The organism is Roseibium sp. FZY0029, assembly GCF_036350355.1.
Taxonomy (GTDB): Bacteria; Pseudomonadota; Alphaproteobacteria; order Rhizobiales; family Stappiaceae; genus Roseibium.
In genome coordinates this window covers 389,398-413,519 of record NZ_JAZDVZ010000006.1, presented here as the reverse complement: position 1 = coordinate 413,519, position 24,122 = coordinate 389,398, and the positions used below count along the sequence as shown (strand labels likewise).

The window sequence follows — 24,122 nt, the reverse complement described above, 5'->3', positions numbered from 1 at the left end:
GTGGGAGAGTAGGTCGCCGCCAGGCCTGCAAATCGCAATTTGAAACCTCTTCAACAGAGCGCTCACGGCCGTATCGGGCTTCGCCCTGGCCTCCGCGAGGGCGGCCACTTGGCCTTGCCTTCGCTGCGCTACGGAACTTCTTGTCCCCTAACAGCGCAGCAGCACAAAACACGCTGCCGCAGACTTAAAGCAGCAGCACACTTTGCCCCCAGGCGAAAAGCGCCCAGGACAAACAAAACGAAAACCTCCGGGCTTACTCAAGCCCATCCGGGATACATCCGTACCCCGATAAAAAACGAATAACGCGGGATGGAGCAGTCCGGTAGCTCGTCAGGCTCATAACCTGAAGGTCGCAGGTTCAAATCCTGCTCCCGCAACCAACAAATAACCCGGCCTCGCGCCGGGTTTTTTGTTGGTAACGGATACAGATTTTAAACTGACCAGGCGCCCGCAAGGAGGGCTATGCCCGACGCTGTGGGACAAAAACTCTCAAATCCTGCTCCCAAAACCAAACAAAACAAAGGCCGTCCATATAGGACGGCCTTTTTTGTTTGTTCGTGGGGTCGTGGATTTTGACATGACCGGGACCCATCAAGGAGGGCTTCGCCCGACGCAGAAGGGCAGATAACCCCAAATCCTGCTCCCGTTACCAAACAAATAACCCGGCCTCGCGCCGGGTTTTTTTGTTTGTTCGCACAACGGCGCCAGCTTCTTAACCCCAAAAGGTCACCGAATGCTGGACTTCAGGCCGACCCAACGTCGATCAAAACACTCAAAGCCTCACCCCAAAAAAGCAAAAACAAACTCAAGCATCTCCGCAAAACCAAAATAGCCCCGCCAACATTACTGGCGGGGCTTTTAGGTATTGATGGGCCGAAGCGTTACGCCGTCTCACCAAGGACTTGAAAGAGTGTTGCTACCATTTGGTCGATCATCTCCTCTTCAACGATCAAAGGTGGGGAAAGGGCCATGATGTCGCCGGTTACGCGGATCAGGAGGCCGGCTTCGAAGCACTTGACGAAAACTTCGTAGGCGCGCTGTCCGGGGGCGTCGTCACGGGATTCCAGTTCGATCCCGGCGATAACGCCTATGGTTCGGATGTCCTTGACGTGTCTGGCGTCTTTGAGACTGTGCATCCGGTCTTCCCAGGTGTTGGAAATCTCAGCGCCACGGGTCAAGAGACCCTGCTTTTCATAGATGTCGAGCGTTGCGAGGCCGGCGGCGCAGGCGGTGGGATGGCCCGAGTAGGTGTAGCCGTGGAAGAGTTCGATTGTTTCTTCCGGACCGCCCATGAAGGCCTCATAGATGGTGTCCTGGGCGAACACCGCGCCCATGGGGATGACGCCGTTGGTGAGACCCTTGGCGGTCGTGAAGAGATCCGGTTTCACACCGAAAAAGTCGGACGCGAAGGGGGCTCCGAGGCGGCCGAAGCCGGTGATGACTTCGTCAAAGATCAGCAGAATACCGTAACGGTCGCAGATGGCGCGCAGTCGTTCCAGATACCCCTTGGGCGGGATAAGCACGCCAGTGGAACCGGCAACCGGCTCGACGATGACCGCAGCGATTGTCTCCGCCCCGTGTAGCGCGACGATCCGTTCCAGATCGTCCGCAAGATGCGCGCCCCACTTTGGCTGGCCCTTGCTGAAGCTGTTGTGTTCGGGAGCATGGGTGTGGGGCAAGTGGTCGACGCCGGTCAGGAGCGACCCGAAATGGCGGCGGTTGTTGACGATGCCACCGACGGAAATGCCGCCGAAGCCGACACCGTGATAGCCCCGTTCCCGCCCGATCAGCCGGGTGCGGGAGGCTTCGCCCCGGGCCCGGTGATAGGCGAGCGCCATCTTCAATGCCGTGTCGACGGATTCGGATCCGGACCCGGTGAAGAACACGTGGTTGAAACCCTCAGGAGCGACCTGTTTCAGGCGCTCGGCAAATTCGAAAGCAATCGGATGGCCCATCTGGAAGGACGGCGCGTAGTCCAGTTCGGCCAACTGGCGGGCGACTGCATTGGTGATCTCTTCATGACCGTGCCCGGCGTTGCAGCACCACAGGCCGGCAGTGCCGTCGAGAATGCTGCAACCGTCGTCGCTGCGGTAATGCATTCCTTTCGCGGACACCAGCATGCGCGGCGCCTGTTTGAATTGACGGTTCGCTGTAAAGGGCATCCAATAGGCGTCGAGCGCCTGGTTGGTTTTGAAATCTGTTTCGTTGCTGACGATGTTCATGTGCGCCTCCTCGGTCGGTCGCACTAGAAAGCACCGATTTTGAAGTGCCGAACAGTCTGTTTCTTCTCCGCATCAAGTTCTTGAAAACACGGTGTTTCAGTGGGATTGTGTTTACGATGGTAAACACACTAAACACCGATGACTTCTCTCGCGATGTTGGATTGCGCCTTAGAGCGATCCGCGAAGCGCACGGATATTCGCAGCGCGAGTTGGCCAAACGCGCCGGTGTCACCAATGGCTTCATCTCCCAGCTCGAGGCCGCCAAGATCAACACCTCCCTGAGCGCGCTGAAACGCGTGCTGGACGGCATACCGATCGGTCTGTCCGAGTTTTTCGCCTATGAACCGGAGCGACAGGAGCAGGTGTTTTTCGGAGCGGATGAGTTGACCGAAATCGGCAAGGGCAAGATTTCCTACAGGCAGGTCGGCAACAGCCTCTTCGGTCGTGACCTGCAGATGCTCTATGAGGTATATGAACCGGGTGCGGACACGGGGCGGGTCATGCTCAGCCACGAGGGCGAGGAGGCCGGTATCGTCATCGAGGGGCGGCTTGAGATCACCGTCGGCGAGCAGAGAAAAATCCTCGGGCCGGGGGATGCCTACCTCTTCAAGAGCACGACGCCGCACAGGTTCAAGGCGCTCAGGAACGAGCGGTGTGTCGTCGTCAGCGCCTGCACTCCGCCGACGTTCTGAACCGATCTCTAGAACAGGCCAAGTTTCTTCGAATTTGCCTTCCATTGCACCAGCCGGTGAGCGGAAGCTGTCTCGTCAGCCCTTGCGGCCACATCGACCATCAGGCTGAGCGCGGCAACAATGCCGATGGTTGATTCCAGAAAAAGCCCTGTTCTGGAGGGAGCATAGATGGCTGCGTCGGCGATCTCCCGGCTCCAGTGGCAATATTCGTCCGAGACCACGATGACAGATCGGCCCTGGGTCTTGGCCAACCGGGCAAGCTTCAGCGACTCCGACGCGTAAGGAACGACATCCACCAGTATGAGGCAACTGGAGGCCGCGCTTTCCGGGCTCAGGTCGAGCCATTCCCCCAGCATGCTGTCGTGAGCGGAAAGGAAGTGGACATTCTTTCGGGCGAGTGCCAGCCGGCGGGCAAAGTCTTCAACCGTCCCACGGATCGACTGAAACCCCGTGGCGAAAATCGTCTCTGCGTCCGACAGCAGCCGGGTGACCTCGTCCCAGTTTTCGCCCTGGGTCTGGTTGAAGACATTGGTCAGTCCCTGGACTTCAGCCTCCAATGTCTCAACGAAACGGACGGGAATGTCGCCGTCGGTGACGAAGGAGGCGGTGGTGACGGAATAATGCTCGCGCAGGAGCTGCTTGAGCCCCTTCATGCCGTCGCATCCGAGGCGGCGCAGCAACCGGCCGACGGTAACCTCCGACACGCCGGCCTTTTCCGCGAGCGACTTGCCGGTTTCCAGTCCGAGAGATGAAATATTCAGGCTGACAAACTGCGCAAGCCGGGCTTCCTGCTTGGGGAGTTTCGGCGTTTCATCCTGCAAGCGCTTGAGGAATTCATCGAATTTGGCCTGGGGAAAGGACGAGAACCCGGCTTCCATGTCAGCTCCCAAAATGACAGAAAAATAACATTTGACAGAAATGTCATAATTCAATCTCCTTTTGGACGCAAGCCCGTTCACCTCCCAGAAACGTGGCAGCAAACCAGAGGGTTCCATGACTAACGACACGCTGAAGAGAGTTGCCAAGGCAACACTTGCGGCAGCGGCACTGGTGGCTGTTGCCAGTGCTGCGCAGGCCGATGAAGAACTGAATCTCTACAACTGGGGCGACTACATCAATCCGCAGGTGCTGGCCAAGTTCACCGAGGAGACGGGGATCAAGGTCAACCTGGACACCTACGGCTCCAACGAGGAAATGCTGGCGAAGATCCAGGCGGGCGCCACCGGCTACGATATCGTGTTCCCATCGGTCCACATGCACGACATCATGTTCCAGCTCGGCCTTCTGGAAAAGACCGATATCGGCAGCGATCCGGCTTTCAAGAACATCGATCCGCAGTTCATCCGCGCGAAGACCGATCCGGATGCCGAATATTGCCTGCCCTACGCGTGGGGCACCGTCGGCATCGCCTACAACAAGAAAAAGGTCGCCGAGATGACCGGCTGGGAGGACTTCTTTGCCCTTGCCGACAAGGGCGAGAAGATCATCCTTCTGGACGATCTGCGTGAGACCATCGGCATCGGCCACATCATGAACGGCACATCCGTCAACTCCACCGACGAAGCCGAAATCAAGGCTGCCGCCGATTACATTCTGGAGCGCAAGAAGAACGTCACGGCCTTCACCTATGACAGCATTCCGCTGGTCCAGTCGGGCGATGTGGCGGCGGCGCATTGGTATGTCGGCGCGAATATCTTCGTGCAACAGGCGCCGGATGTGCTTGCCTATGTCATTCCGAAGGAAGGCGCGACCATGTACCAGGAGGACATCTGCGTCCTCGCCAGTGCTCCGAACAAGGACAACGCCAAGAAGTTCCTGCAGTTCTATCTTCAGCCGGAAATTGCCGCGCTGAACGTGCAGCAGCAGATGAACGGCACGCCCAACCTGCCGGCGCGGGAGCTTCTACCGCCGGAAATCGCCAACAATGAAAGCATCTACCCACCTCAGGACGTGATGGAAAAGCTGCAGATCTTCGTGGACCTCGGCCGCGACCTGCAGCTCTACAACAGCGAATGGACGCGCATCAAAACGGCTCAATGAGCCCGGATGCGCACGACTGTCATGAGGAGACTGCGCGGCCTTGGGCCGCGCACGTCGCCTGACGTTCCGAGGGGGTAGAATGCAAGGAATTTTAAGGATCGAAAACGCCTCCAAGAGCTTTCAGGCTCCCGAAGGCGGCGTTATTCGTGCACTGGACAACGTGTCCCTGACGGTGGCTCACAACGAGTTTCTGACGCTGCTTGGGCCATCGGGCTGCGGCAAGACAACCCTGCTGAGGGCGGTCAGCGGGTTCGAAGATCTCGACAGCGGCGAGATCTACATAGATGGCGAACCTGTGTCGGATCAGCCGGCGCACAAACGGCCGGTCAACACCGTCTTTCAAAGATATGCCCTGTTCCCGCATCTGACCGTGGAACGGAACGTGGCCTACAGTCTCGAGGTGCGAGGCATCGCCAAAACCGAGATCAGGGAGCGTGTCGGCAACATGCTCGAGCTGGTCGGCCTTGCCGGCATGGGCGCCCGCAAGATCGGCCAGCTTTCCGGCGGGCAGCAACAGCGGGTGGCGCTTGCAAGGTCACTGGTTGCCCGCCCGAAAATTCTGCTGCTGGACGAACCTCTGTCGGCCCTCGACAAGAACCTGCGCCACAAGATGCAGCAGGAACTGAAAACCCTGCAGCACGAACTCGGCATCTCCTTCATTTTCGTGACGCACGATCAGGAAGAAGCGCTGGTCATGTCGGACCGGATCGCGGTTTTGAACGGCGGCACCATCCAGCAGCTTGACGCCCCCGAGGAGCTGTACCGCCGCCCCGGCAACGAGTTCGTCGCCCGCTTCATCGGTGAAAGCAATCTTCTGGATGCCACGGTGGTTTCGGTTGAAGGCGAAAGCTGCGACGTCGTGCTGGCCGACGGCACCGTCATTCGCGATTGCCCGGTGAACGGCCTGAAGCGGGGCGATCCGGCAAAGGTGCTGATCCGGCCGGAAAACCTTGTCGAGAGCATTGGGCAAAGCAATCCTGACGAGCGGGCCGGGCACCAGATCTCGGGCACGGTCAGCCAGAGCTTCTTCGCCGGAACCGACTATCATCTTGTCCTGGCGTGCAAGGGGTTGCCGCCTGTCCGGGCGTCGCTTCGGGCGGGGCCAGGCACGTCGCATCACACGATCGGCGAACAGACTTCGCTGTTCGTGCCGCATGATGCCGTGCACCTCATTCCAGGACAGGGAGCGCCGGCATGAGCAAGGCGCACCACACATTGGAACACAGGCGAAAGCTGACGCTGTTCGGCCTGCTGCTGCCGCCGTCCGCCTTTCTCGCGGTCTTCTTCCTCGGACCGCTCGCCATCATGATCGTCTATTCCTGGCTCACACCGGGGCTTTATGGCGGTGTTGAATGGAAGTTCTTCCACCTGAACTACGGCCGTATTCTGGGCTGGGCCGACACCAAATACGAACGCTTCGATCCGGTCTATTTCGAGATCTTCCTGCGTTCGGTGAAGCTCGCCGCGACAACTGTTCTCCTCAGCCTCATCCTTTGTTACCCGGTCGCCTTCTGGGTGTCGCGCATGCCGGAGAAGCGGAAGAACCTGGTTATCTTCCTGATCACGCTGCCGTTTTTCATCAGCCTGATCGTACGCCTGTTCGCCTGGGTCCTGATCCTGCGGCCGACCGGCTTTTTCAATCAGGCGCTGATGGGCCTCGGGCTGATCGATGAGCCGTTGGAAATCATCTTCACCGGAACCGCGGTCGTCATCGGCATGGTCTATGTGTTCGTGCCTTTCATGTTCCTGCCGCTCTACGCCAGCATCGAAAAGCTCGACCTCAGCCTGATCGAAGCCTCGCAGGACCTGGGCGCCAACCGGCTTCAGACCTTCTTTCGCGTCATCCTGCCGATGACCCTGCCGGGCATCGTCGGTGGCTCGATCATCGTCTTCATCCCAAGCCTCGGCAACTTCATCGTGCCGTCGCTTCTGGGCGGAGCAAAGGTGGTGATGATCGGCAACCTGATCGAGCAGCAATTCCTGTCGGCGCGCAACTGGCCTTTCGGAGCCGCGCTCGGAATGATGGTCATGGCGGCCGTGCTTGTCCTGCTGCTCTACTACATCCGCATCGTCACGCGCGAAGACCGGCGGTCGGGGGCAGCGAAAGTGGCAGAGGAGGTCGCGGCATGAGACGCAAGATCTCCTTGAGAAACCTGGCCCTGTCGGTCTACGGCTGGCTGTTCCTGATTTTCATCTATGTGCCGATCCTGTTGATCACGGTGTTCTCGTTCAACTCCAACCCGGTCAACATGATGATCTGGCAGGGGTTTACCTTCGACTGGTACCGGACGATCTTCGGCTTTCCGACGGAGCTGAACGAGCTGACGCTCTATGTGGAATCGACCGATCAGCTCTATAGCGCGGTGCTGAACAGCCTGACGGTGGCTCTCATCACCACGGCCGTGTCGACGGTGCTCGGAACGTCGGTTGCGCTGGCGGTTGCCCGCTTCAGGTTCCGCCTCAAGAACTTTTACAGGGCCCTGATGTTCATGCCGATGATCATGCCCGACATCATCCTCGGCATCGCACTGCTGATCTTCTTCGTGTCTTTCGGATTCGGGCTGGGTCTGCACACGATCATCATCGGCCACTGCACCTTCCTCAGCAGCTATGTGTTCATCGTGGTCAGCGCGCGCATCTCGGATATGGACGACAGTCTGGAAGAGGCGTCGGCGGATCTGGGGGCGGACGGCTGGACGACGTTCAAACGGGTGACCCTGCCGCTGATCGCGCCGGGGGTTATCGGCGGCGCCATGCTCGCGTTCATCATTTCGATGGACGATCTGGTGATCACCTATTTCATCTCCGGCGTCGATTCCACCACGCTGCCCGTTCACATCTACGGGATGCTGCGCAGGGGCATCAAACCGGAAATCAATGCAATCGCCACGGTCATGCTGGCGTTCTCCTTCATCATCGCCTCCATAGGCCTCTACATGCGGTCCCGCAAGAAATGACGCAGAAACTCAAGTCCAAACGCGCCCGCGATCTGGGGCTGCCCTTGCCCGGCACGCCGGGACCGCAAAACGCGATCACCGATGTTGAAGGTGTGCTCGTCGGCTACGAGACGCTGTGCTCACGCAAGACACCCGCGCTGGAGACCAATGGCCTTCCGGTGCAGACCGGCGTGACGGCAATCCTGCCGCGGGGCCGCTTGTCGACACCGCGTCCCGTGTGGGCGGGGCTGCATGCGCTCAATGGCAATGGTGAAATGACCGGCAGCCACTGGATCAAGGACGCGGGCTATTTCACCGGCCCGATCCTGATCACCAACACGCACAGCGTGGGCGCCGTGCATGAGGCCGCCGTGCGCTGGATGGTCGACACCTACCGCAATGCCTGGCAGAACAACCATCTGTGGGCCATGCCGGTTGTCGCGGAAACCTATGACGGTGTCCTGAACGACATCAACGGCCTGCATGTGCGGCCGGAACACGCGGCAAAAGCCCTTGAAAACGCAACATCAGAGCCCCCCGCCGAAGGCAATGTCGGCGGCGGTGCGGGCATGATCTGTTACGAGTTCAAGGGTGGAACCGGCACCGCCTCGCGGCGTGTCGAAGCGGGTGGAAAAACCCATACGCTCGGTGTTCTTGTGCAGGCCAATCACGGTGTTCGGCCATGGCTCAAGGTGCTGGGGCAGCCGGTAGGCGAGAAAATGACGGAGAACCGGATACCCGGCTTTAATGCGGAGCGCGGGTCGATCATCGTTATCATCGCAACGGATCTGCCGCTGCTGCCGTGCCAGCTTGACCGCCTGGCCCGCCGCGCCACCATCGGCATTGGCCGGGGCGGCACACCGGGTGGAAACAATTCCGGTGACATTTTCCTTGCCTTCAGCACCGCCAATGAAATGGATCTGCCGCAGCTCAGCGGGCCGTGGAAATCCATGGTGTCGCTGAACGACGATTTGCTCGATCCCGTCTATATGGCGGCGGTGGAAGCGGTCGAGGAGGCTGTCCTCAACGCCATGTTGGCGGCTGAAGACACGCCGACGGCGCGTCCGTCCGGGTCGGTCTGCCGGGCAATAGATGCCGAAGCCCTCAAGAAGCTTCTCGCATAGCTCAGACGGAACCCACCGATGCCATTATCTGGAGGCACCGGTGGGTCGCGTCCGTTTTATCGGCCGATGGCGTAGGCCTGCATCAGGCGCGGTGTTGCCGCTGCCTTCAGAACGCCGTCTACGCTGCGTTTGGCAGCGGTCAGCCGGCCAATGGTCCAGTTGCCCGAAACCTCCACCGAATGCCCGCGGGTCCGCAGCAGATTGATAGTCTCGGCGCTGAAATTGCCTTCGGCCATCACGTGCCCCGGCTGGCGCTGGCGCGGGTGGAAGGAGGTCGGGAAATGGGTGGTGTGGAACAGCGGCAGGTCGATGGCTTCCTGCAGGTTGAGACCGTGATGCACAAGCCGCAGGAACAGGGAGAGCTGCCACTGGTCCTGCTGGTCGCCGCCGGGTGTACCGAACACCATCGTCGGGCGCCCTTCATGGAAGGCAAGGCTTGGTGTCAGCGTGGTGCGCGGCCGTTTGCCTGGCGCCAGACTGGTGGGCAGACCGTCTTCCAGCCAGAACATCTGCGCCCGTGAGTTCAGGCAGAAGCCGAGCGAAGGTATGATCGGCGAGGACTGCAGCCAGCCACCGGACGGTGTTGCGGCTACCATGTTGCCCCAGCGGTCGATGATGTCGAGGTGAACCGTATCGCCGCGCCGCTCGGAAAGATGCGCCATCGTCGGTTCGTAGAGGCCTGTGTCGGCAATGCCAGCCCGTTCGATCACGGCCATGTTGGCAGCCACCTGGTCCTCAAAGCCCGGTAGAACGCCGGGGCGCAGGTCGAAGGAGGCGGTGTCGGAAATCAGTTTGCGCCGCACGTCGTTGTAGTCGTCCGACAGCAGCGCGCTCATCGGAACGTCAACAAAGGCTGGGTCGCCGTAATAGACCTCGCGGTCCGCATAGGCGAGCTTCATGGCTTCCGTCACATGATGGACGAAGTCAGCCCCGGCCGGATCCATCGCGCCGATGTCGAAGCCTTTCAGGAGAGCCAGCGCCTGCAACAGCACGGGCCCCTGTCCCCACGGGCCGGTCTTGGCAACGGTCCAGTCGTGATAGTCGCTCAACAGCGGGTCTTCGTAAGTCGCGCTCCAGTTCGCCAGGTCGTCGGCAGTCAGGACACCCTTGTGTTTGGAGCCCGAGCCATCCATCACCTCGGTCTTTTCCAGAAAGGCGGCAATCTCTTCGGCAATGAAGCCGCGGTAGAAACAGTCGCGTGCCGCGTCGATCTGGGCCTTGCGGCCGCTCTGGCTTTCCGCTTCGCTCAAGAGCCGCGTCCAGGTTTGTGCGAGAACCGGGTTCTTGAACATCTTGCCGGCTTCCGGCACGTTTCCGCCCGGCACCCAGGTCTCGAAGGACGTCGGCCACTCTGTCTGGAAGAAGTCTTTCAGTCCGCCGATGGTCGCCGCAGCACCCGGCAGCATCGGCTGGCCGTTTTCAGCGTAATAGATCGCAGGCTCCAGCACATCGCGCAGGCTCAAGGTGCCATGGTCGCGCAGCATCAGCATCCAGCCGTCGAAAGCGCCCGGAATGACGGTCGACAGCAGACCGTTGCCCGGAATGAGATCCAGGCCTTCCGCCTTGTAATGCTCGATGGTGGCCCCTGCAGGGGCAGGGCCCTGGCCGCAGACGACCTTGGTTTCGCCGGTACCGGCCTTGTGGAAGATCACCGGCAGGTCGCCCGCCGGACCGTTCAGATGCGGCTCCAGAACCTGCAGCACAAGTCCGGTCGCAACGGCGGCATCAAAGGCATTGCCGCCTTTTTCCAGGATGCTCATGCCGACGGCGCTTGCGATCCAGTGGGTGGAGGTGACGACACCGAAGGTGCCGGTGATTTCGGGGCGGGTGGTGAAAGTCGGCATGAGTTACTCTTTGGGGTTAAAAAACGGATCAGCTCTCGCGCGGGTCGAGGGCATCACGCAGGCCATCGCCCAGCAGGTTGAAACCGAGGACGACCAGAAAGATCGCCGCGCCCGGCCACCAGGCCATCCAGGGCGCCTGGGTCATGAAGTTCTTGGCAACGTTCAGCATGGAGCCCCAGCTTGGGGCGGGGGCTTGCTGACCGAGGCCGAGGAAGGAAAGGCTTGCTTCGGCGATGATCGCGGTCGCGACCGTCAGCGTCGCCTGAACCAGAACCGGTGCGAACACATTGGGCAGGATGTAGCGGGACATGATCGCGACATGGCTGAGCCCGATGGCCCGGGCCCCTTCGACATAGTCTTCCGTCTTGACCGACAGCACCTGTCCACGTGTCAGACGCACGAAGATCGGCATCGCCGAAAGCCCGATGGCGATCATGGCGTTGGTCAGGCTCGGCCCCAAAAAGGCGGCAAGCGCGATGGCTAGAATGAGGAAGGGCGTTGCAAGAAGTGCGTCGGTGACCCGGGAGATTGCCTGATCGATCCAGCCGCCGAAGTAACCGGACAGAAGACCGAAGGGCACGCCGATCAAGACGGCGATCAACACCGAGACGACACCGGCCATCAGCGAGGCCTGCGCCCCCCAGATCATGCGCGAGAGGATATCCCGGCCGATCTCGTCGGTGCCAAGCCAGTGGGCGGCGGACGGGGCCTTGCGCACCGCTCCCCAGTCGGTTGCGACCGGATCAGCAATGGGCAGCACTGGCGCGGCGACGGCAATGCCGACGAAGAAGGCGACAATGATAAACCCGAACAGCGCACTCTTGTTCGCCTTCAGCTTCTTCCAGGCGCGGCTTTCGAGGCGGATTGTTTCCTCGGCCGGATCTGCGGCAGATGTCACGGCGCTCACAGGCTGCTCCTCATGCGCGGGTTGAGAAGGAAATAGAGGACATCGGCAATCAGGTTCATCAGGATGAAACCGGCGGCCGTGCACATGACGACCCCCTGGACAACGGCATAGTCACGGGTAAAGACCGCATCCACGATCAGCTTGCCGAAGCCGGGAATGGTGAAGATCTGCTCTGTCAGCACCGCGCCGGCGAGCAATTCGCCGAAGAGCAGGGCGCTGAGGGTCACGATAGGCAGCAGGGCGTTGCGGAAGGCGTGTTTCAGGATGACCACGTTTTCCAGCAGGCCCTTGGCGCGGGCCGTGCGCACGTAATCCGCTTTCAGCACGCCCAGCATTGCCGAGCGGGTGTGGCGCATCAAGGTGGCGGCCAGCGCCGTGCCCAGCACGAAGGCAGGCATGATCATTGTCTGGAGCGACTTCAGTGGATCGACAAAGGGCGATTCATAACCTGAGGCCGGCAGCCAGCCCAGGTGAACGGAGACCAGCATGATCAGCATGATGCCGAGCCAGAAGTTCGGAATGGACAGACCGGACAGCGCCACGAAATTGGCGACGTAGTCAACGGCGGTGCCCTTGCGCACCGCGGACAGGATGCCGGCAGGAATACCGATGGCAAAGGCGATGATCATCGCCATCACCGCAAGCTGGATCGTGACCGGCAGCTTGTCGGCAATAAGCTCCGTCACCGGCAGATTGGTGCGCAGCGAAATGCCGAGGTCGCCCTGCAGCATGGCCTTCATCCAGTAAAAGTACTTGTAGATGATCGGGTCGTTGAGCCGGTATTTCTCGCGAATGAACTCCAGCACAGCCGGATCGCGCTCTTCACCGGCAAGCACGAGTGCCGGGTCGCCTGGCAGCAGCTTCTGCAGCACGAACACGAAGATCGAGACCAGAATGAGCGTTGGGATGGCGATAACGAGCCGGCGCGCGATGTAGGACAGCATTCGGGCAAAATCCGTTTGGAACGGGATCCGGCAAAAGCCGGGTCCCGTCATTGGTATGGTTACTTGAACTTGACGTTCTCGAGGCGGATCATGCCGTCCGGATAGGCGGTGAAGCCTTCCAGCTTGCCGGACAGCGCCCAGATCCAGGTCGGGTGGTAGAGATAGATGATCGGCAATTCGTTGATCAGGATATCCCGTGCCGCGTCATATTTTGCCTTGCGCGTGGCGGTGTCGTTGCTCTGGCGGGCTTCGTCCAGCAGCTTGTCGACTTCGGGAATGCAGACCTTGGAATCGTTGATCCCACCCTTGCAGGTCATGAACTGGTGGATGTTGCCGTCCGGATCGACACGACCCGACCAGCCCACCTGGCTTGCCTGGTAGTTCCCGGCGGACTGGTCCGCCAGAAGGCTGGCGAATTCCATCGACTTCAGTTTGACGTTGAAACCGGCTTCCGCAGCCATCGACTGAACGACCTGCATCATCTGAGTCTGCACGGGGTTGTTGGCCACCTGTACCTCGACGTCGAGGCTGTCATAGCCGGCTTCCTTCAGCAGGGCCTTTGCCTTTTCGACATCTCGGGCCGGGACCGGATAGTCCTTGTCGTACCAGGGGCTGGTCGGCGGGAAAGGCTGGTTGCCGGGGGCAAATGCGCCTTCGAAAACAACCTGGTTGATCGCGTCACGGTCGAGCGACAGGCTGAAGGCCTGACGGATCTTCGGCTCGTTGCCGAAGGGGTTGTCACCCTTTTCGCCGTTGTTGATGTTCACCGTGATGCCCTGGTACCCTAGGCTGACGGCTTCCGCGAAGCCCAGGTTGGCATCGCCCTTGACCGAGGCAACGTCGGTTGCCGCAAGGCGTTCCAGCATGTCGATGTCGCCGGAGCGCAGGTTGGCAAGACGCACGGTGGTGTCCGGGATCGGCAGGAAGGTGACCGTGTCGAAGTTGATGGCGTCCTTGTTCCAGTAGTCTTCGAACTTGGACAGGACGATCCGGTCCTGCTGGACGCGCTCAACGAACTTGAACGGGCCGGAACAGACCGGATTGTTGCCGAAATCGGCACCCGCTGCCTCGGCAGCAGTCGGCGACACCATCATGCCCGCGCGGTCGGCAAACTGGGCCAGCAGCGTCGCGTCCGGTGCAGTCAAGGTGAACTTGACCTGAAGCGGGCCGGAAACCTCCACGCTTTCGATGGATTTGACCTCGCTCTTGCGGCGGCTTTCCGGCAGGTTCTTCGAGCGTTCGATGTTGGCCTTCACGGCTTCCGCGTCAAAGGGGGTGCCATCGTGGAAGGTCACGCCCTCGCGCAGGTCCATGGTCAGGACCTTGCCGTCGTCGGACCAGCTCCAGCCGGTGGCCAGTTGCGGGATGATTTCCAGATCCGGAGTGATGTCGACCAGCTTGTCGCACAGTGACGTGTAGACGATACGGCCGACAAAGGTCCGGGACTGATCGGGATCCAGCACATCGGCGTCGTCCTGCAGGCCGATCCGAAGATCGGCGGCCTGGGCGGCCGTTGCCAGGGTTGTTGCGCTGAGCAGCAGCGCGGCAAGGAAATCCTTACGCATGTTTGTACTCCTATCGGAAGGGCTCGATTTATGGTCTTGCGGCCGTCGTCGGCTCTTTTTGTTGGCTTCGGGTCCGGAACAGCGCAAAGCGCTTTTCCGCATTGGGGCTCCTTGGCGGTTCCTGAACCGGGGACTGGTCAGCGTCCGCAATTTTTTCCCAGTGGTGGCAGGCAACGGTCCTGTCCCCTGCAACGGTTGCAGGTGCCGGCTTCTCCTGGCTGCAAAGATCGGTTGCGTGCGGACAGCGCGGATGGAAGCGGCAGCCGGAGGGTGGATCGAGCGGCGAGGGTACGTCTCCCGAAAGGGCGGCCTTCATCGACCGGCCGTGCGGCGAGGCAATCGGGATCGCGCGCATCAGGGCCTGTGTGTAGGGATGCAGAGGCTTGTCGAACAGCGCGTCATTCGGAGCAAGCTCTACGATTTCGCCCAGATACATCACCGCCACCCGGTCGCTCATGTGGCGGATAACCGCCAGGTCGTGGGCGATCAGGATCAGCGTCAGGTCGAATTCCGACTTCAGGTCTTCCAGAAGATTGATGACCTGGGCCTGCACCGAAACATCCAGTGCCGAGACCGGCTCGTCACCGACGATCACCTTCGGGCCGCTGGCCAGCGCCCGGGCGATGCCGATGCGCTGACGCTGGCCGCCGGAAAACTCGTGCGGATAGCGGTTGGCGAAGGCGGGACGAAGCCCGACCCTGTTCAGGAGTTCAGCCACCTTCTGCCGGCGTTCGGCACGCGAAAGCGTGGTGTGGACCTTCATCGGTTCCTCGATCAGCGCACCGACGCTCATGCGTGGATTGAGCGAGGAGAACGGGTCCTGGAAAACGAATTGCAGATCCTTCCGCAAGTGGCGCATTTCCTGTTCGGAAAGGGCGGAGATGTCGTTGCCGTCGTAAAGAACGGAGCCCTCCGAAGGTGTCAGCAGGCGGACCAGAAGCCGGGCCAGGGTGGACTTGCCGCAACCGCTTTCCCCGACGATGGAGAAGGTTTCTCCGCGCTTGATGTCCAGCGACACGCCATTGACGGCACTGACCGAGATTGCCGGTTTGAACAGGCTCTTGCGGCCGCCGAACTTCTTGGTAACAGCGCGTGTCTCGATGATTTTGTCCCGGGTCGTCAGGCTCATCCGGCAGCCTCCGCAAATGCGCTTTCCAGCGGTGCATAGTGACAGGCGGCCCGGTGGGCGGGGCCAAGTTCGGCAAGCGGCGGTGCGATGTCACAACGCGGGCCGGCAAAGGGGCAGCGCGGGGCGAAGCGGCAGCCGTCGGGCATGTTGTCGATGGCGGGCACCATCCCGCCGATGGTTGCCAGCCGGCCGGAACGCGGCCCGACCGACGGGACGGAGCTCATCAGTCCAATGGTGTAGGGGTGTTGCGGATCGTCGAAAATCGCGGCAACCGGGCCTTCCTCCACCGCACGCCCGGCGTACATCACACACACGCGGTCGGCGATTTCGGCAACGACACCCAGATCGTGCGTGATCATGATCAGCGCTGTTCCGCTTTCCTTCTGCAGGTCCTCGATCAGGTCGATGATCTGGGCCTGAATGGTGACGTCCAGCGCTGTGGTGGGCTCGTCGGCAATCAGCAGGACCGGATCGTTGGCAAGCGCCATGGCGATCATCACGCGCTGGCGCATGCCGCCGGAAAGCTCATGCGGGTAATCGTCCAGCCGACTGGAAGCGGCGGGGATCTTGACCCGCTCCAGCATCTCCTGCGCACGTGCGCGGGCTTCGGCACGGCTCACCGGGCGGTGACGCAGCACGATTTCCGCAATCTGGTCGCCGATCCGGTAAGACGGATTGAGCGAAGTCATCGGCTCCTGGAAGATCATGGAAATGCGGTCGCCGCGCAGGTCCGCCAGAGCCCGTTGCGGCAGCGCCAGCAGATCCTGTCCGCCAAAGGTGGCCGTACCGGACATGACCCTGGCAACGCCCTTCGGCAGCAGGCCCATCAGCGACAGGGCGGTAACCGACTTGCCGCAGCCGCTCTCTCCGACGATGCACAGGGTTTCCCCCGGACGGACGGCAAAGGACAGACCATCAACGATATTGGCCGGAGCGCCCTTGAAACGGAGCGAGAGGTCCTGAACCTCCAGGACGGGGGCGCTCAACGGAGCTTCAGTCGGCATTGGCCGCCTCGCTTGCACTCTGGAACAGGAGACGCTCTTGCAGCGCCAGCAGGTGGGCACGCATGGTTTTTTCCGCGGTGATGGGATCCCGGTTGGCGATGGCAGCGATGATGTCGACATGCTGCGACCGGTAGAGCGTCAGGGCATCGTCGGTTCTCAGCGCTTCGCGCACATGGCGCCAGGCGGTATCCTGCCGGACCCGGTCAACGACATCGAACAGAGCCAGGAACAGCGTGTTGCGCGCAGCCCGTGCAATGGCCCGATGCAGGGCACTGTCCCACAGTTCGCGGCTGTCCATGTCTTCCGCCTTGCCGACCCGGTCGGCAAGGTCGCTCATGGCGGCGATATCGGAAGGCGCGGCCCGAAGGGCGGCCAGACGCGCCAGTACGGGTTCGATCTGCAAGCGGACTTCCATCACCTCAAGCATGTTCGAATTTTCGTGCAGCGACAGGATCTGCTTTTCCGGTTCGGCAGGTTCGCTGCCGACAAAGGTTCCAGCTCCCTGCCGGCGCCAGATCTTGCCTTCGGTCTCCAGCACTTCCAGTGCGCGGCGCACCGCCCTGCGGCCGACGCCGATGGTTTCGGACAATTCGCGCTCGGTCGGAAGCTGCTCCGCGCCTTCGGCTGTGAGCTGGTCCACGATGATCCGAAGCCGCTCCAAAGCCATGCTGGAATTGCGCTGGGAAGGTTTCTCGGTGCTGCTCATGCCATACCAATTTGAACCAATTTGAATTGGTTGCATTATTGGCGCGATATTTTTAGCTGCGCAAGTAGTGCTTTTTGCTGGAATGCGTCCGAGGCCGCGTTGGGACCCTGCCAGACCGATCAGGTATATCGAGGCGATGGGCGGACTTTGATTTTAATAAGTATTTGTAAAATATATAAAAAAAGATCTGCACCCGATGGTGTGGACACTTTGCTCAAAGATCCCCCTGGAGGGGTTGCCTGAAATTTGTGCTAGGGAACAAATTTTAATCGGTTCCGAAGTTCCGACGGGTCGTCTCTTAAGGTGAAATTTTATGTTGCCTGTACGCTTATAGGGGGTCATTTATTTCTCAATCAGACGATAAATTTGCTATTCTTTTCAAGCAAAACGGCGAATCTTAATGCTCTAACTTCGGATTGGAACAAATCTCAAAATTGGTTCGCTCGAGGCAGCTTGTCACCGCAGTCGCTTGTGACGAAATTTTATGCGTGGCTGATCTTTGAGCTTTGCGGCGATTGACAAGAATTTTTTCTTCGGCGATCCTGACTATCGAAATAGCGGCAATCGTTCAGCCGCACGGCAATTGCGCCCCGATCTGTCGCAGGTAGACACCTGCGGGTCGGGGTTTTTTTATGTTCAGCTCCGCGGTTCACATCGTTCGGCTGAAGGGCAGGGTAAAACATGGCCTTTGGTGAAATACCGGTTGGCGTTCTGTTTTCGAAATCCGGTTCCTATGCCGCGATCGGGCAGGAAGGCTATTGGGGCGCCCGGATCGCCATCGATGAAATCAACGCCTCCGGCCTGTTCGATTTCCGCTTTCTGCGCGTGGATGGCGACCCCAGAGGCGCTGCCGAAAACTACGCCGTGGAAGCTGAAAGGATGATGCGCGAGGCCGGTTGCCGGCACATCATCGGTACCCAGACCTCGTCTTCCCGCAAGGAAGTGCTGCCGGTGATGGAGCGCGGTCGCGGGCTGCTCTGGTACACCACGCCCTATGAAGGCTTCGAAAGCCATGACCGGGTTGTCTACACCGGCGCCTGCCCGAACCAGGGCGTCGTCCCGCTTTTCCGCCACATCGTTCCGGAATCCGGTCGCCGGGCTTTCCTGCTCGGCTCCAATTACATCTGGGGCTGGGAAACCAACCGCATCGCCCGCGAGCTTCTGGCGGGATGTGACGGCGAAGTGCTGGGCGAGCGCTATGTTGCCATCGGCGACGAGAACATCGACCATCTGATCGTTGAAATCCGCGAAAAACGCCCCGATTTCATCTTCAACAACCTGATCGGCGAAAGCAGTTACGCCTTCCTGCGGGCCATGAAGCAGCTTGCGAAGGAAGATCCAGCCTTTGCGCCGAACCGCTGCCCGATCCTCAGTTGCAATCTGACGGAAGCCGAGTTGCCGGTTCTTGGTGCGGCCGCGGAAGGGCTTGTGTCCACCTCGACCTATTTCGAAACGCTGGACACGCCTGAAAATCAGGATTTCCTGAGCCGTCTGGAAGGCCTGCGCGGCCCGGACGCGTCGATCTCGTCCATGTTTGTCGGGCCCTATGAGGCCGTCTGGCTGCTGGCCCGCGCCATCGAGGCCTGCGGCTCGGATGCGCCGGATCATGTCCTGGCGGAATTGTGCCGCAGGCCGCACCGGACCCCGCTGCGCGACATCCGCATCGACCCGCAAACGCAGCACGCCTACCTGCAGCCACTGATCGCGGTGGTGGAAACCACCGGTCCGGAACGTCCGCGCTCCCGGTTCAGGATCATCGAAAAGACCTCCGGACCGTTGGCACCGGACCCCTATCTGGTTCATTATGACCCGCTGGAAAGCAATGCCGGTTCGTCTGGTGAAGCACCAGTTCCGGACAACGGCAACACGCCGAGATTGAGGCTGGTATCGTCATGAGCAGCCTGTTCCGCACCCCGAGTTTCCGCGGCTGGTCCGCAACTGTGCTGCACAAGCCGCATTCCGACAGGGATGCCGTCTGCCGCCAGCTTGACCGTCTGGGCATCGCAACCTCCACCGCCTGGCCCGAACTTCCGGAAGAAGCCCGTCAGGCTGATCTGGTGATCTTCGATGCCGATGCCGGCCATGATGCGCAGTTCCCCTGGCCGGTGGAAGAGCTCCCGATGCCAATGATCGCGCTGATGGGCAGCGAGGCGCCGGGCCGTGTCGAATGGGCCATCCGGCGCGGTGCCATCGCTCATCTGAGCAAGCCCATTGCCTCCAGCGGTGTCTATGGCGCGCTGGTCGTGGCCACGAGAACATTCGCCATGCGCCGCGCATCGGAAGACAGGATCGCAAAACTGGAAGCGCGCCTTGCCTGCCGGCCCCAGGTGGCCGAAGCCATCATCCTGCTCATGCAGCACCAGGGCGGCGACGCCGAATCCGCCTACAAACTCTTGCAGGATATGGCGATGGCAAGCCGGCAAACCATGGAAGACGTCGCGCTCGATCTGCTGGCGCGCTCAGGAGGGCAGAATGCCGGCCGACGTGAAGCCTGAAGCAGTGCCGGATACCGTGAAAGCTGCCGCCCCAGAAACCCCCAAAGGCGTCTGGCGACGTCTCCTGCAAAGGAAACTCGCCGTATTCGCTCTGTTGTTGGTCGGCGTGATCGTCGGGGCTGCCGTTTTCGCCCCCTTCGTTGCGCCTTTCGATCCGGCGGAACAATTCTTCGAAGGCCTGACCCTGGAAGGCGCGCCCTTGCCGCCGAACGAAACCTTCTGGCTGGGCACGGATCTGCTCGGGCGCGATCTCCTGTCGCGACTGATCTACGGCGCGCAGACCTCGCTGATCATCGGGATCGTCGCCAACGGGATCGCCGTTGCGGTCGGCGCCTTTGTCGGCATTCTCGCCGGGTTCTTCCGGGGCTGGGTGGAAACGGTGCTGATGCGCTTTACCGATCTGATGATGGCCTTCCCGGCACTGCTGCTTGCCATCACCCTGGCGGCCCTGTTCCGGCCCTCGCTGTGGATCGTTGCCATGGTGATTGCCATGGTCAACTGGGTGCAGATGGCACGTGTCGTCTATACCGAAACCAGGTCACTGTCGGAGCGGGAATTCATCCTGGCCGAACGGGCCATGGGCGCAGGTCTCTTCCGCATCCTGTTCCGCCACATCCTGCCGCATCTTCTGTCGACCATCGTCGTCTTCGGCACGCTGGGCATCTCGACGACCGTGCTTCTGGAAGCAACGCTCAGCTATCTGGGCATCGGCGTTCAGCCGCCGACACCCTCCTGGGGCAATATCATCTACGAGAACCAGACCTATTTCACCTCGGCCCCCTGGCTGGTGTTCTTCCCGGGTGTCGCCATCATCGCGCTGGCGCTGGGCTTCAACCTGCTGGGCGATGCGCTGCGTGAAGTGCTCGATCCGACACAGAAGGGGAGGCACTGATCATGGGCGGTTATATTCTGCGCCGGGTGTTCCAGTCCGTGCTGATCCTTATCGGCATCACCTTCCTGACCTTCATTCTGCTCTATCTGATCCCGGCCGATCCGGCCCGCCAGATCGCAGGCCGCAGCGCCACCGCGCAGACGGTCGAGAACATTCGCGAGCAGCTTGGCCTCAATCTGCCGTTCTACCAGCAGTATTTCCGTTATCTCACCGGACTGCTTCAGGGCGATCTCGGCCGCTCCTATCTGCAGAAGACGGAAGTCGGCGCGCTCATCTGGTCGCGTCTGCCGGCAACGCTTCTTCTCATGGTTGGCGCCATCGTCTGCGAACTGGCGATCGGACTTACCATGGGGCTCGTCGCAGCCTTGCGCCGCAATACGGCGACAGATACGAGCCTCATGGTCCTTTCCTTCGTCGGGGTGTCCTCGCCCCAATTCGTGATCGGCATCCTGCTGCTCTATGTCTTTTCGGTGCAGCTCGGCTGGTTCCCCATCGGCGGCTACGGCACCTTCATGCACATGGTGCTGCCGTCGCTGACCCTCGGGTTCCTGGGCGCCGGCTGGTACTCGCGCATGATGCGCTCCTCCATGATAGACGTGCTGCGCCAGGACTTTATCCGCACCGCCCGGGCCAAGGGCCTGAAACGCTGGCAGGTGCTGTTCGGTCACGCCCTTCCCAACGCCTTGCTGCCGATCATCGCCATGATCGGGATCGATATCGGCCTCTTCATGAGCGGCATCGTGGTGGTTGAAAGCGTGTTCGGCTGGCCGGGTATCGGCCAGCTCGCCTGGCAGGCCATCCAGAGGGTCGACATTCCCATCATCATGGGCGTCACGCTCGTATCCGCATTCGCGATTGTTGCCGGCAATTTCCTCGCCGACCTGATCGCCCCCCTGATTGATCCGAGGATCAAGCTGCGCTGACGCGCGGCAACCGCCGGGAAGCCGTCAAAAGAGCGGCCCGGCACATCACCGTAAGAACCGGAGGTTGGACTATGAAGAAGACAGTATTGGCAGGGGCTGCCGCCCTTCTCGCCGCCACCGCCCTGACATCGGCATCCGCTCTGGCGGACGACATCAAGCAGGGCGGATCGATGATCGTCACCTACAAGGACGACGTCTCCACGCTTGACCCGGCCATCGGCTACGACTGGCAGAATTGGTCGATGATCAAGAGCCTGTTCGACGGCCTGATGGATTATGAGCCCGGCACCACAAACCTGATGAAGGACCTTGCCGAGGACTACACGATTTCCGACGACGGCACGGTGTTCACCTTCAAGCTGCGCGAAGGCGTGAAGTTCCACAACGGCCGCGAAATGACGGCGGAAGACGTGAAATATTCGCTCGACCGCGTCACCAACCCGGCCACCCAGAGCCCGGGCGCGGGCTTCTTCGGCTCCATCAAGGGCTTCGATGCCATGGCGTCCGGCGATGCCACCAGCCTGGAAGGTGTCACTGTCGTCGATCCCTACACGGTCAAGATCGAACTGTCCCGCCCGGACGCGACCTTCCTGCATGTGATGGCCATCAACTTCTCGTCCATCGTGCCGAAAGAGGCCGTCGAGGAATGGGGCGCCGACTTCGGCAAGCATCCGGTCGGCACCGGTGCGTTCTCGCTGGAAGAATGGACGCTCGGTCAGCGACTGGTATTCAAGCGCAACGAGGACTACTGGCGCGCAGGCGTGCCCAAGCTGGACGAAATCACCTTCGAGGTCGGCCAGGAGCCTGTGGTTGCCCTTCTGCGCTTGCAGCGCGGCGAAGCCGACATTCCGGGCGACGGCATTCCGCCGGCGAAGTTCCTGGAAGTGACCAAGGACCCGCAATACAAGGACCTGATCATCGAAGGCGGCCAGCTGCACACCGGCTATGTCACCATGAACGTTAAGATGCCGCCCTTCGACAAGCTGGAAGTGCGCAAGGCCGTCAACATGGCGATCAACAAGGATCGCGTGGTGCGCATCATCAACGGTCGCGCCGTGCCGGCCAACCAGCCGCTGCCGCCGAGCATGCCGGGGTATGACAACGAGTACACCGGTTATCCTTATGATCCGGAAGCCGCCAAGGCGCTTCTGGCCGAGGCCGGTCTGGCTGACGGGTTCGAGACCGAACTCTATGTCTACAACACCGACCCGAACCCGCGCATTGCCCAGTCCATCCAGGCCGACCTTGCCGAAATCGGCATCAAGGCCGACATCAAGGCCCTGGCCCAGGCCAATGTGATCGCGGCCGGCGGTGAACCCGATCAGGCACCGATGATCTGGTCCGGCGGCATGGCCTGGATCGCCGACTTCCCGGATCCGTCCAACTTCTACGGCCCGATCCTGGGCTGTGCCGGCGCGGTCAAGGGTGGCTGGAACTGGTCCTGGTACTGCAACGAAGAGCTGGATAAGCAGGCAACAGCTGCTGATAGCATGACCGATCCGGCACAGAAGGCCGAGCGCGAGGAAGCCTGGCGCAAGATCTTCATTTCGGTCATGGACGATGCGGCCTGGGCGCCGGTCTTCCACGAGCAGCGTTTCACGATGCGGTCCGAGCGGCTGGGTGGCCCTGACGCCATCTTCGTCGATCCGGTCCACATTCCCGTCAACTACGACTACGTTTGGGCGAAAGATGTGCAGTAACTGCAAGGCCGCTTACACGATCCACGCGGCACAGCACCACTTCGGTTGGGACAATTCCAATGCCCCGGTCGAAACGGTGGCACCGGGCACGGTGCTGGAATTCGAATGTCTCGACAGTTCGGCCGGGCAGCTCACGCCCGAAAGCACTGTTGCGGATGTCTCGACGCTGGATTTCGGCAAGATCAATCCGGTCAATGGCCCCATCTATGTGGATGGGGCCGAGCCGGGCGACGCACTGGTGGTCAAGATCCACGAGTTCAAGCCGTCCGGTTTCGGCTGGACCGCCAACATTCCGGGTTTCGGATTGCTGGCAGACCAGTTCAAGGATCCGGCCCTGCATGTCTGGTCCTATGACAAGGACAAGCTGGGCACGTCGGCCTTTGCACCGTTCGGCAAGGTGCCGTTGAAGCCGTTTGCCGGCACCATCGGTGTCGCTCCGGCGGAAGCAGGTCTTCATTCCATCGTTCCGCCCCGGCGGGTCGGTGGCAACATGGACATTCGCGATCTTGCCGCCGGAACAACGCTCTACCTGCCGGTGGAAGTTGCCGGAGCCCTGTTCTCCATCGGCGACACTCATGCGGCGCAGGGCGATGGCGAGGTCTGCGGAACTGCGATCGAAAGCCCGATGAACACGGTGGTCGAACTGGACCTGATCAAGGGGGCCAACCTCAGCATGCCGCGGTTCGAAACCCCGGGCCCGGTGACCCGCCATCTCGACGAGATGGGCTACGAAGTCACCACCGGTATCGGCACCGATCTGTTCGAGGGAGCCCAGGCAGCCGTGTCCAACATGATCGATCTCCTGTGCGCCCGTCACGGCTACAGCGCGGTCGATGCCTACATGCTGTGCTCGGTCTGCGGCGATCTCAGGATTTCGGAAATCGTGGACATGCCCAACTGGGTGGTCTCGTTCTACTTCCCGAAAGTCGTTCTCCAGTAATGCAGCCGGGCGGCGGTGAGCCGCCGCCCGTTTTCCAGAGTTCAAGAAAGACCAGGGCG

21 protein-coding genes and 1 tRNA gene are annotated in these 24,122 nt (G+C 60.9%); 13 read left to right on the top strand and 9 right to left on the bottom strand.

Going from position 1 to position 24,122, the window contains the following annotated elements; genetic code table 11:
* Positions 1-303 precede the first annotated feature (303 nt).
* Positions 304-380 (top strand) — tRNA-Met (locus V1T76_RS19635).
* Between the two features lie 501 nt (positions 381-881).
* Here the strand turns inward: V1T76_RS19635 and V1T76_RS19630 are convergent.
* Positions 882-2,222 carry an aspartate aminotransferase family protein gene (locus V1T76_RS19630; RefSeq protein ID WP_330562334.1) on the bottom strand — a complete coding sequence of 447 codons (1,341 nt, stop codon included), beginning with the start codon at positions 2,220-2,222 and terminating at the stop codon, positions 882-884.
* Between the two features lie 116 nt (positions 2,223-2,338).
* On the opposite strand from V1T76_RS19630, the gene V1T76_RS19625 reads away from it, so the two are divergent.
* Complete coding sequence (locus V1T76_RS19625; protein WP_330562333.1) at positions 2,339-2,914, top strand: cupin domain-containing protein; 576 nt, start codon at positions 2,339-2,341, stop codon at positions 2,912-2,914.
* Between the two features lie 8 nt (positions 2,915-2,922).
* On the opposite strand, the gene V1T76_RS19620 is transcribed toward V1T76_RS19625, so the two are convergent.
* Positions 2,923-3,792, bottom strand: a complete 870-nt coding sequence (locus V1T76_RS19620) for a MurR/RpiR family transcriptional regulator (RefSeq protein WP_330562332.1) — start codon at positions 3,790-3,792, stop codon at positions 2,923-2,925.
* Between the two features lie 115 nt (positions 3,793-3,907).
* On the opposite strand from V1T76_RS19620, the gene V1T76_RS19615 reads away from it, so the two are divergent.
* From V1T76_RS19615 to V1T76_RS19595, 5 genes are all read left to right on the top strand, one after another.
* Positions 3,908-4,954, top strand: coding sequence for an ABC transporter substrate-binding protein (locus V1T76_RS19615; RefSeq protein WP_330562331.1), 1,047 nt, complete (start codon positions 3,908-3,910; stop codon positions 4,952-4,954).
* Between the two features lie 79 nt (positions 4,955-5,033).
* Positions 5,034-6,152: an ABC transporter ATP-binding protein gene (locus V1T76_RS19610; RefSeq protein ID WP_330562330.1), complete on the top strand. Its 1,119-nt coding sequence runs from the start codon at positions 5,034-5,036 to the stop codon at positions 6,150-6,152.
* Positions 6,149-7,084 carry an ABC transporter permease gene (locus V1T76_RS19605; RefSeq protein WP_330562329.1) on the top strand — a complete coding sequence of 312 codons (936 nt, stop codon included), beginning with the start codon at positions 6,149-6,151 and terminating at the stop codon, positions 7,082-7,084. Before V1T76_RS19610 ends, V1T76_RS19605 begins: the two co-directional genes overlap by 4 nt.
* Positions 7,081-7,911 carry an ABC transporter permease gene (locus V1T76_RS19600; protein WP_330562328.1) on the top strand — a complete coding sequence of 277 codons (831 nt, stop codon included), beginning with the start codon at positions 7,081-7,083 and terminating at the stop codon, positions 7,909-7,911. Before V1T76_RS19605 ends, V1T76_RS19600 begins: the two co-directional genes overlap by 4 nt.
* Positions 7,908-9,014, top strand: a complete 1,107-nt coding sequence (locus tag V1T76_RS19595) for a DmpA family aminopeptidase (RefSeq protein ID WP_330562327.1) — start codon at positions 7,908-7,910, stop codon at positions 9,012-9,014. Before V1T76_RS19600 ends, V1T76_RS19595 begins: the two co-directional genes overlap by 4 nt.
* Before the next feature lie 56 nt (positions 9,015-9,070).
* Here V1T76_RS19595 and V1T76_RS19590 read toward each other — a convergent pair whose 3' ends face one another.
* The 7 genes from V1T76_RS19590 to V1T76_RS19560 are packed head-to-tail and all read right to left on the bottom strand — an operon-like array spanning position 9,071 to position 17,113.
* Positions 9,071-10,858, bottom strand: coding sequence for a gamma-glutamyltransferase family protein (locus V1T76_RS19590; RefSeq protein WP_330562326.1), 1,788 nt, complete (start codon positions 10,856-10,858; stop codon positions 9,071-9,073).
* A gap of 28 nt (positions 10,859-10,886) precedes the next feature.
* Positions 10,887-11,756, bottom strand: coding sequence for an ABC transporter permease (locus V1T76_RS19585; protein WP_330562351.1), 870 nt, complete (start codon positions 11,754-11,756; stop codon positions 10,887-10,889).
* 5 nt (positions 11,757-11,761) lie between these two features.
* Positions 11,762-12,709, bottom strand: a complete 948-nt coding sequence (locus V1T76_RS19580; protein ID WP_330562325.1) for an ABC transporter permease — start codon at positions 12,707-12,709, stop codon at positions 11,762-11,764.
* Between the two features lie 59 nt (positions 12,710-12,768).
* The gene (locus V1T76_RS19575) at positions 12,769-14,274 is read right to left on the bottom strand and encodes an ABC transporter substrate-binding protein (RefSeq protein ID WP_330562324.1); all 1,506 of its coding nucleotides are present in this window, start codon (positions 14,272-14,274) and stop codon (positions 12,769-12,771) included.
* Between the two features lie 28 nt (positions 14,275-14,302).
* On the bottom strand, positions 14,303-15,403 hold the full coding sequence (locus tag V1T76_RS19570) for an ABC transporter ATP-binding protein (protein WP_330562323.1): 1,101 nt from the start codon (positions 15,401-15,403) through the stop codon (positions 14,303-14,305).
* Complete coding sequence (locus V1T76_RS19565; protein ID WP_330562322.1) at positions 15,400-16,407, bottom strand: ABC transporter ATP-binding protein; 1,008 nt, start codon at positions 16,405-16,407, stop codon at positions 15,400-15,402. The genes V1T76_RS19570 and V1T76_RS19565 overlap by 4 nt, the downstream gene beginning before the upstream one ends.
* Positions 16,397-17,113, bottom strand: coding sequence for a FadR/GntR family transcriptional regulator (locus V1T76_RS19560; protein WP_330562321.1), 717 nt, complete (start codon positions 17,111-17,113; stop codon positions 16,397-16,399). Before V1T76_RS19560 ends, V1T76_RS19565 begins: the two co-directional genes overlap by 11 nt.
* A gap of 681 nt (positions 17,114-17,794) precedes the next feature.
* Between V1T76_RS19560 and V1T76_RS19555 the strand changes: the two genes are divergently transcribed.
* The 6 genes from V1T76_RS19555 to V1T76_RS19530 all read left to right on the top strand — a co-directional run bounded on the left by V1T76_RS19555 (position 17,795) and on the right by V1T76_RS19530 (position 24,063).
* On the top strand, positions 17,795-19,009 hold the full coding sequence (locus V1T76_RS19555; RefSeq protein WP_330562320.1) for a transporter substrate-binding domain-containing protein: 1,215 nt from the start codon (positions 17,795-17,797) through the stop codon (positions 19,007-19,009).
* Complete coding sequence (locus V1T76_RS19550) at positions 19,006-19,608, top strand: ANTAR domain-containing response regulator (protein WP_330562318.1); 603 nt, start codon at positions 19,006-19,008, stop codon at positions 19,606-19,608. The genes V1T76_RS19555 and V1T76_RS19550 overlap by 4 nt, the downstream gene beginning before the upstream one ends.
* Positions 19,586-20,500, top strand: a complete 915-nt coding sequence (locus V1T76_RS19545; protein WP_330562317.1) for an ABC transporter permease — start codon at positions 19,586-19,588, stop codon at positions 20,498-20,500. The genes V1T76_RS19550 and V1T76_RS19545 overlap by 23 nt, the downstream gene beginning before the upstream one ends.
* A gap of 2 nt (positions 20,501-20,502) precedes the next feature.
* Complete coding sequence (locus tag V1T76_RS19540) at positions 20,503-21,423, top strand: ABC transporter permease (RefSeq protein ID WP_330562316.1); 921 nt, start codon at positions 20,503-20,505, stop codon at positions 21,421-21,423.
* A gap of 71 nt (positions 21,424-21,494) precedes the next feature.
* Positions 21,495-23,123: an ABC transporter substrate-binding protein gene (locus tag V1T76_RS19535; protein ID WP_330562315.1), complete on the top strand. Its 1,629-nt coding sequence runs from the start codon at positions 21,495-21,497 to the stop codon at positions 23,121-23,123.
* Positions 23,113-24,063: an acetamidase/formamidase family protein gene (locus V1T76_RS19530; RefSeq protein ID WP_330562314.1), complete on the top strand. Its 951-nt coding sequence runs from the start codon at positions 23,113-23,115 to the stop codon at positions 24,061-24,063. Before V1T76_RS19535 ends, V1T76_RS19530 begins: the two co-directional genes overlap by 11 nt.
* Positions 24,064-24,122 lie beyond the last annotated feature (59 nt).

What these genes read in the sequence shown, in the direction of transcription:
- V1T76_RS19580 (WP_330562325.1), bottom strand. Translation starts at nt 12,709, where the DNA reads ATGCTGTCCTACATCGCGCGCCGGCTCGTTATCGCCATCCCAACGCTC.
- V1T76_RS19545 (WP_330562317.1), top strand. Translation starts at nt 19,586, where the DNA reads ATGCCGGCCGACGTGAAGCCTGAAGCAGTGCCGGATACCGTGAAAGCT.
- V1T76_RS19540 (WP_330562316.1), top strand. Translation starts at nt 20,503, where the DNA reads ATGGGCGGTTATATTCTGCGCCGGGTGTTCCAGTCCGTGCTGATCCTT.
- V1T76_RS19610 (WP_330562330.1), top strand. Translation starts at nt 5,034, where the DNA reads ATGCAAGGAATTTTAAGGATCGAAAACGCCTCCAAGAGCTTTCAGGCT.
- V1T76_RS19595 (WP_330562327.1), top strand. Translation starts at nt 7,908, where the DNA reads ATGACGCAGAAACTCAAGTCCAAACGCGCCCGCGATCTGGGGCTGCCC.
- V1T76_RS19530 (WP_330562314.1), top strand. Translation starts at nt 23,113, where the DNA reads ATGTGCAGTAACTGCAAGGCCGCTTACACGATCCACGCGGCACAGCAC.
- V1T76_RS19575 (WP_330562324.1), bottom strand. Translation starts at nt 14,274, where the DNA reads ATGCGTAAGGATTTCCTTGCCGCGCTGCTGCTCAGCGCAACAACCCTG.
- V1T76_RS19590 (WP_330562326.1), bottom strand. Translation starts at nt 10,858, where the DNA reads ATGCCGACTTTCACCACCCGCCCCGAAATCACCGGCACCTTCGGTGTC.
- V1T76_RS19560 (WP_330562321.1), bottom strand. Translation starts at nt 17,113, where the DNA reads ATGAGCAGCACCGAGAAACCTTCCCAGCGCAATTCCAGCATGGCTTTG.
- V1T76_RS19535 (WP_330562315.1), top strand. Translation starts at nt 21,495, where the DNA reads ATGAAGAAGACAGTATTGGCAGGGGCTGCCGCCCTTCTCGCCGCCACC.
- V1T76_RS19600 (WP_330562328.1), top strand. Translation starts at nt 7,081, where the DNA reads ATGAGACGCAAGATCTCCTTGAGAAACCTGGCCCTGTCGGTCTACGGC.
- V1T76_RS19565 (WP_330562322.1), bottom strand. Translation starts at nt 16,407, where the DNA reads ATGCCGACTGAAGCTCCGTTGAGCGCCCCCGTCCTGGAGGTTCAGGAC.
- V1T76_RS19570 (WP_330562323.1), bottom strand. Translation starts at nt 15,403, where the DNA reads ATGAGCCTGACGACCCGGGACAAAATCATCGAGACACGCGCTGTTACC.
- V1T76_RS19630 (WP_330562334.1), bottom strand. Translation starts at nt 2,222, where the DNA reads ATGAACATCGTCAGCAACGAAACAGATTTCAAAACCAACCAGGCGCTC.
- V1T76_RS19605 (WP_330562329.1), top strand. Translation starts at nt 6,149, where the DNA reads ATGAGCAAGGCGCACCACACATTGGAACACAGGCGAAAGCTGACGCTG.
- V1T76_RS19555 (WP_330562320.1), top strand. Translation starts at nt 17,795, where the DNA reads ATGGCCTTTGGTGAAATACCGGTTGGCGTTCTGTTTTCGAAATCCGGT.
- V1T76_RS19550 (WP_330562318.1), top strand. Translation starts at nt 19,006, where the DNA reads ATGAGCAGCCTGTTCCGCACCCCGAGTTTCCGCGGCTGGTCCGCAACT.
- V1T76_RS19625 (WP_330562333.1), top strand. Translation starts at nt 2,339, where the DNA reads ATGGTAAACACACTAAACACCGATGACTTCTCTCGCGATGTTGGATTG.
- V1T76_RS19615 (WP_330562331.1), top strand. Translation starts at nt 3,908, where the DNA reads ATGACTAACGACACGCTGAAGAGAGTTGCCAAGGCAACACTTGCGGCA.
- V1T76_RS19620 (WP_330562332.1), bottom strand. Translation starts at nt 3,792, where the DNA reads ATGGAAGCCGGGTTCTCGTCCTTTCCCCAGGCCAAATTCGATGAATTC.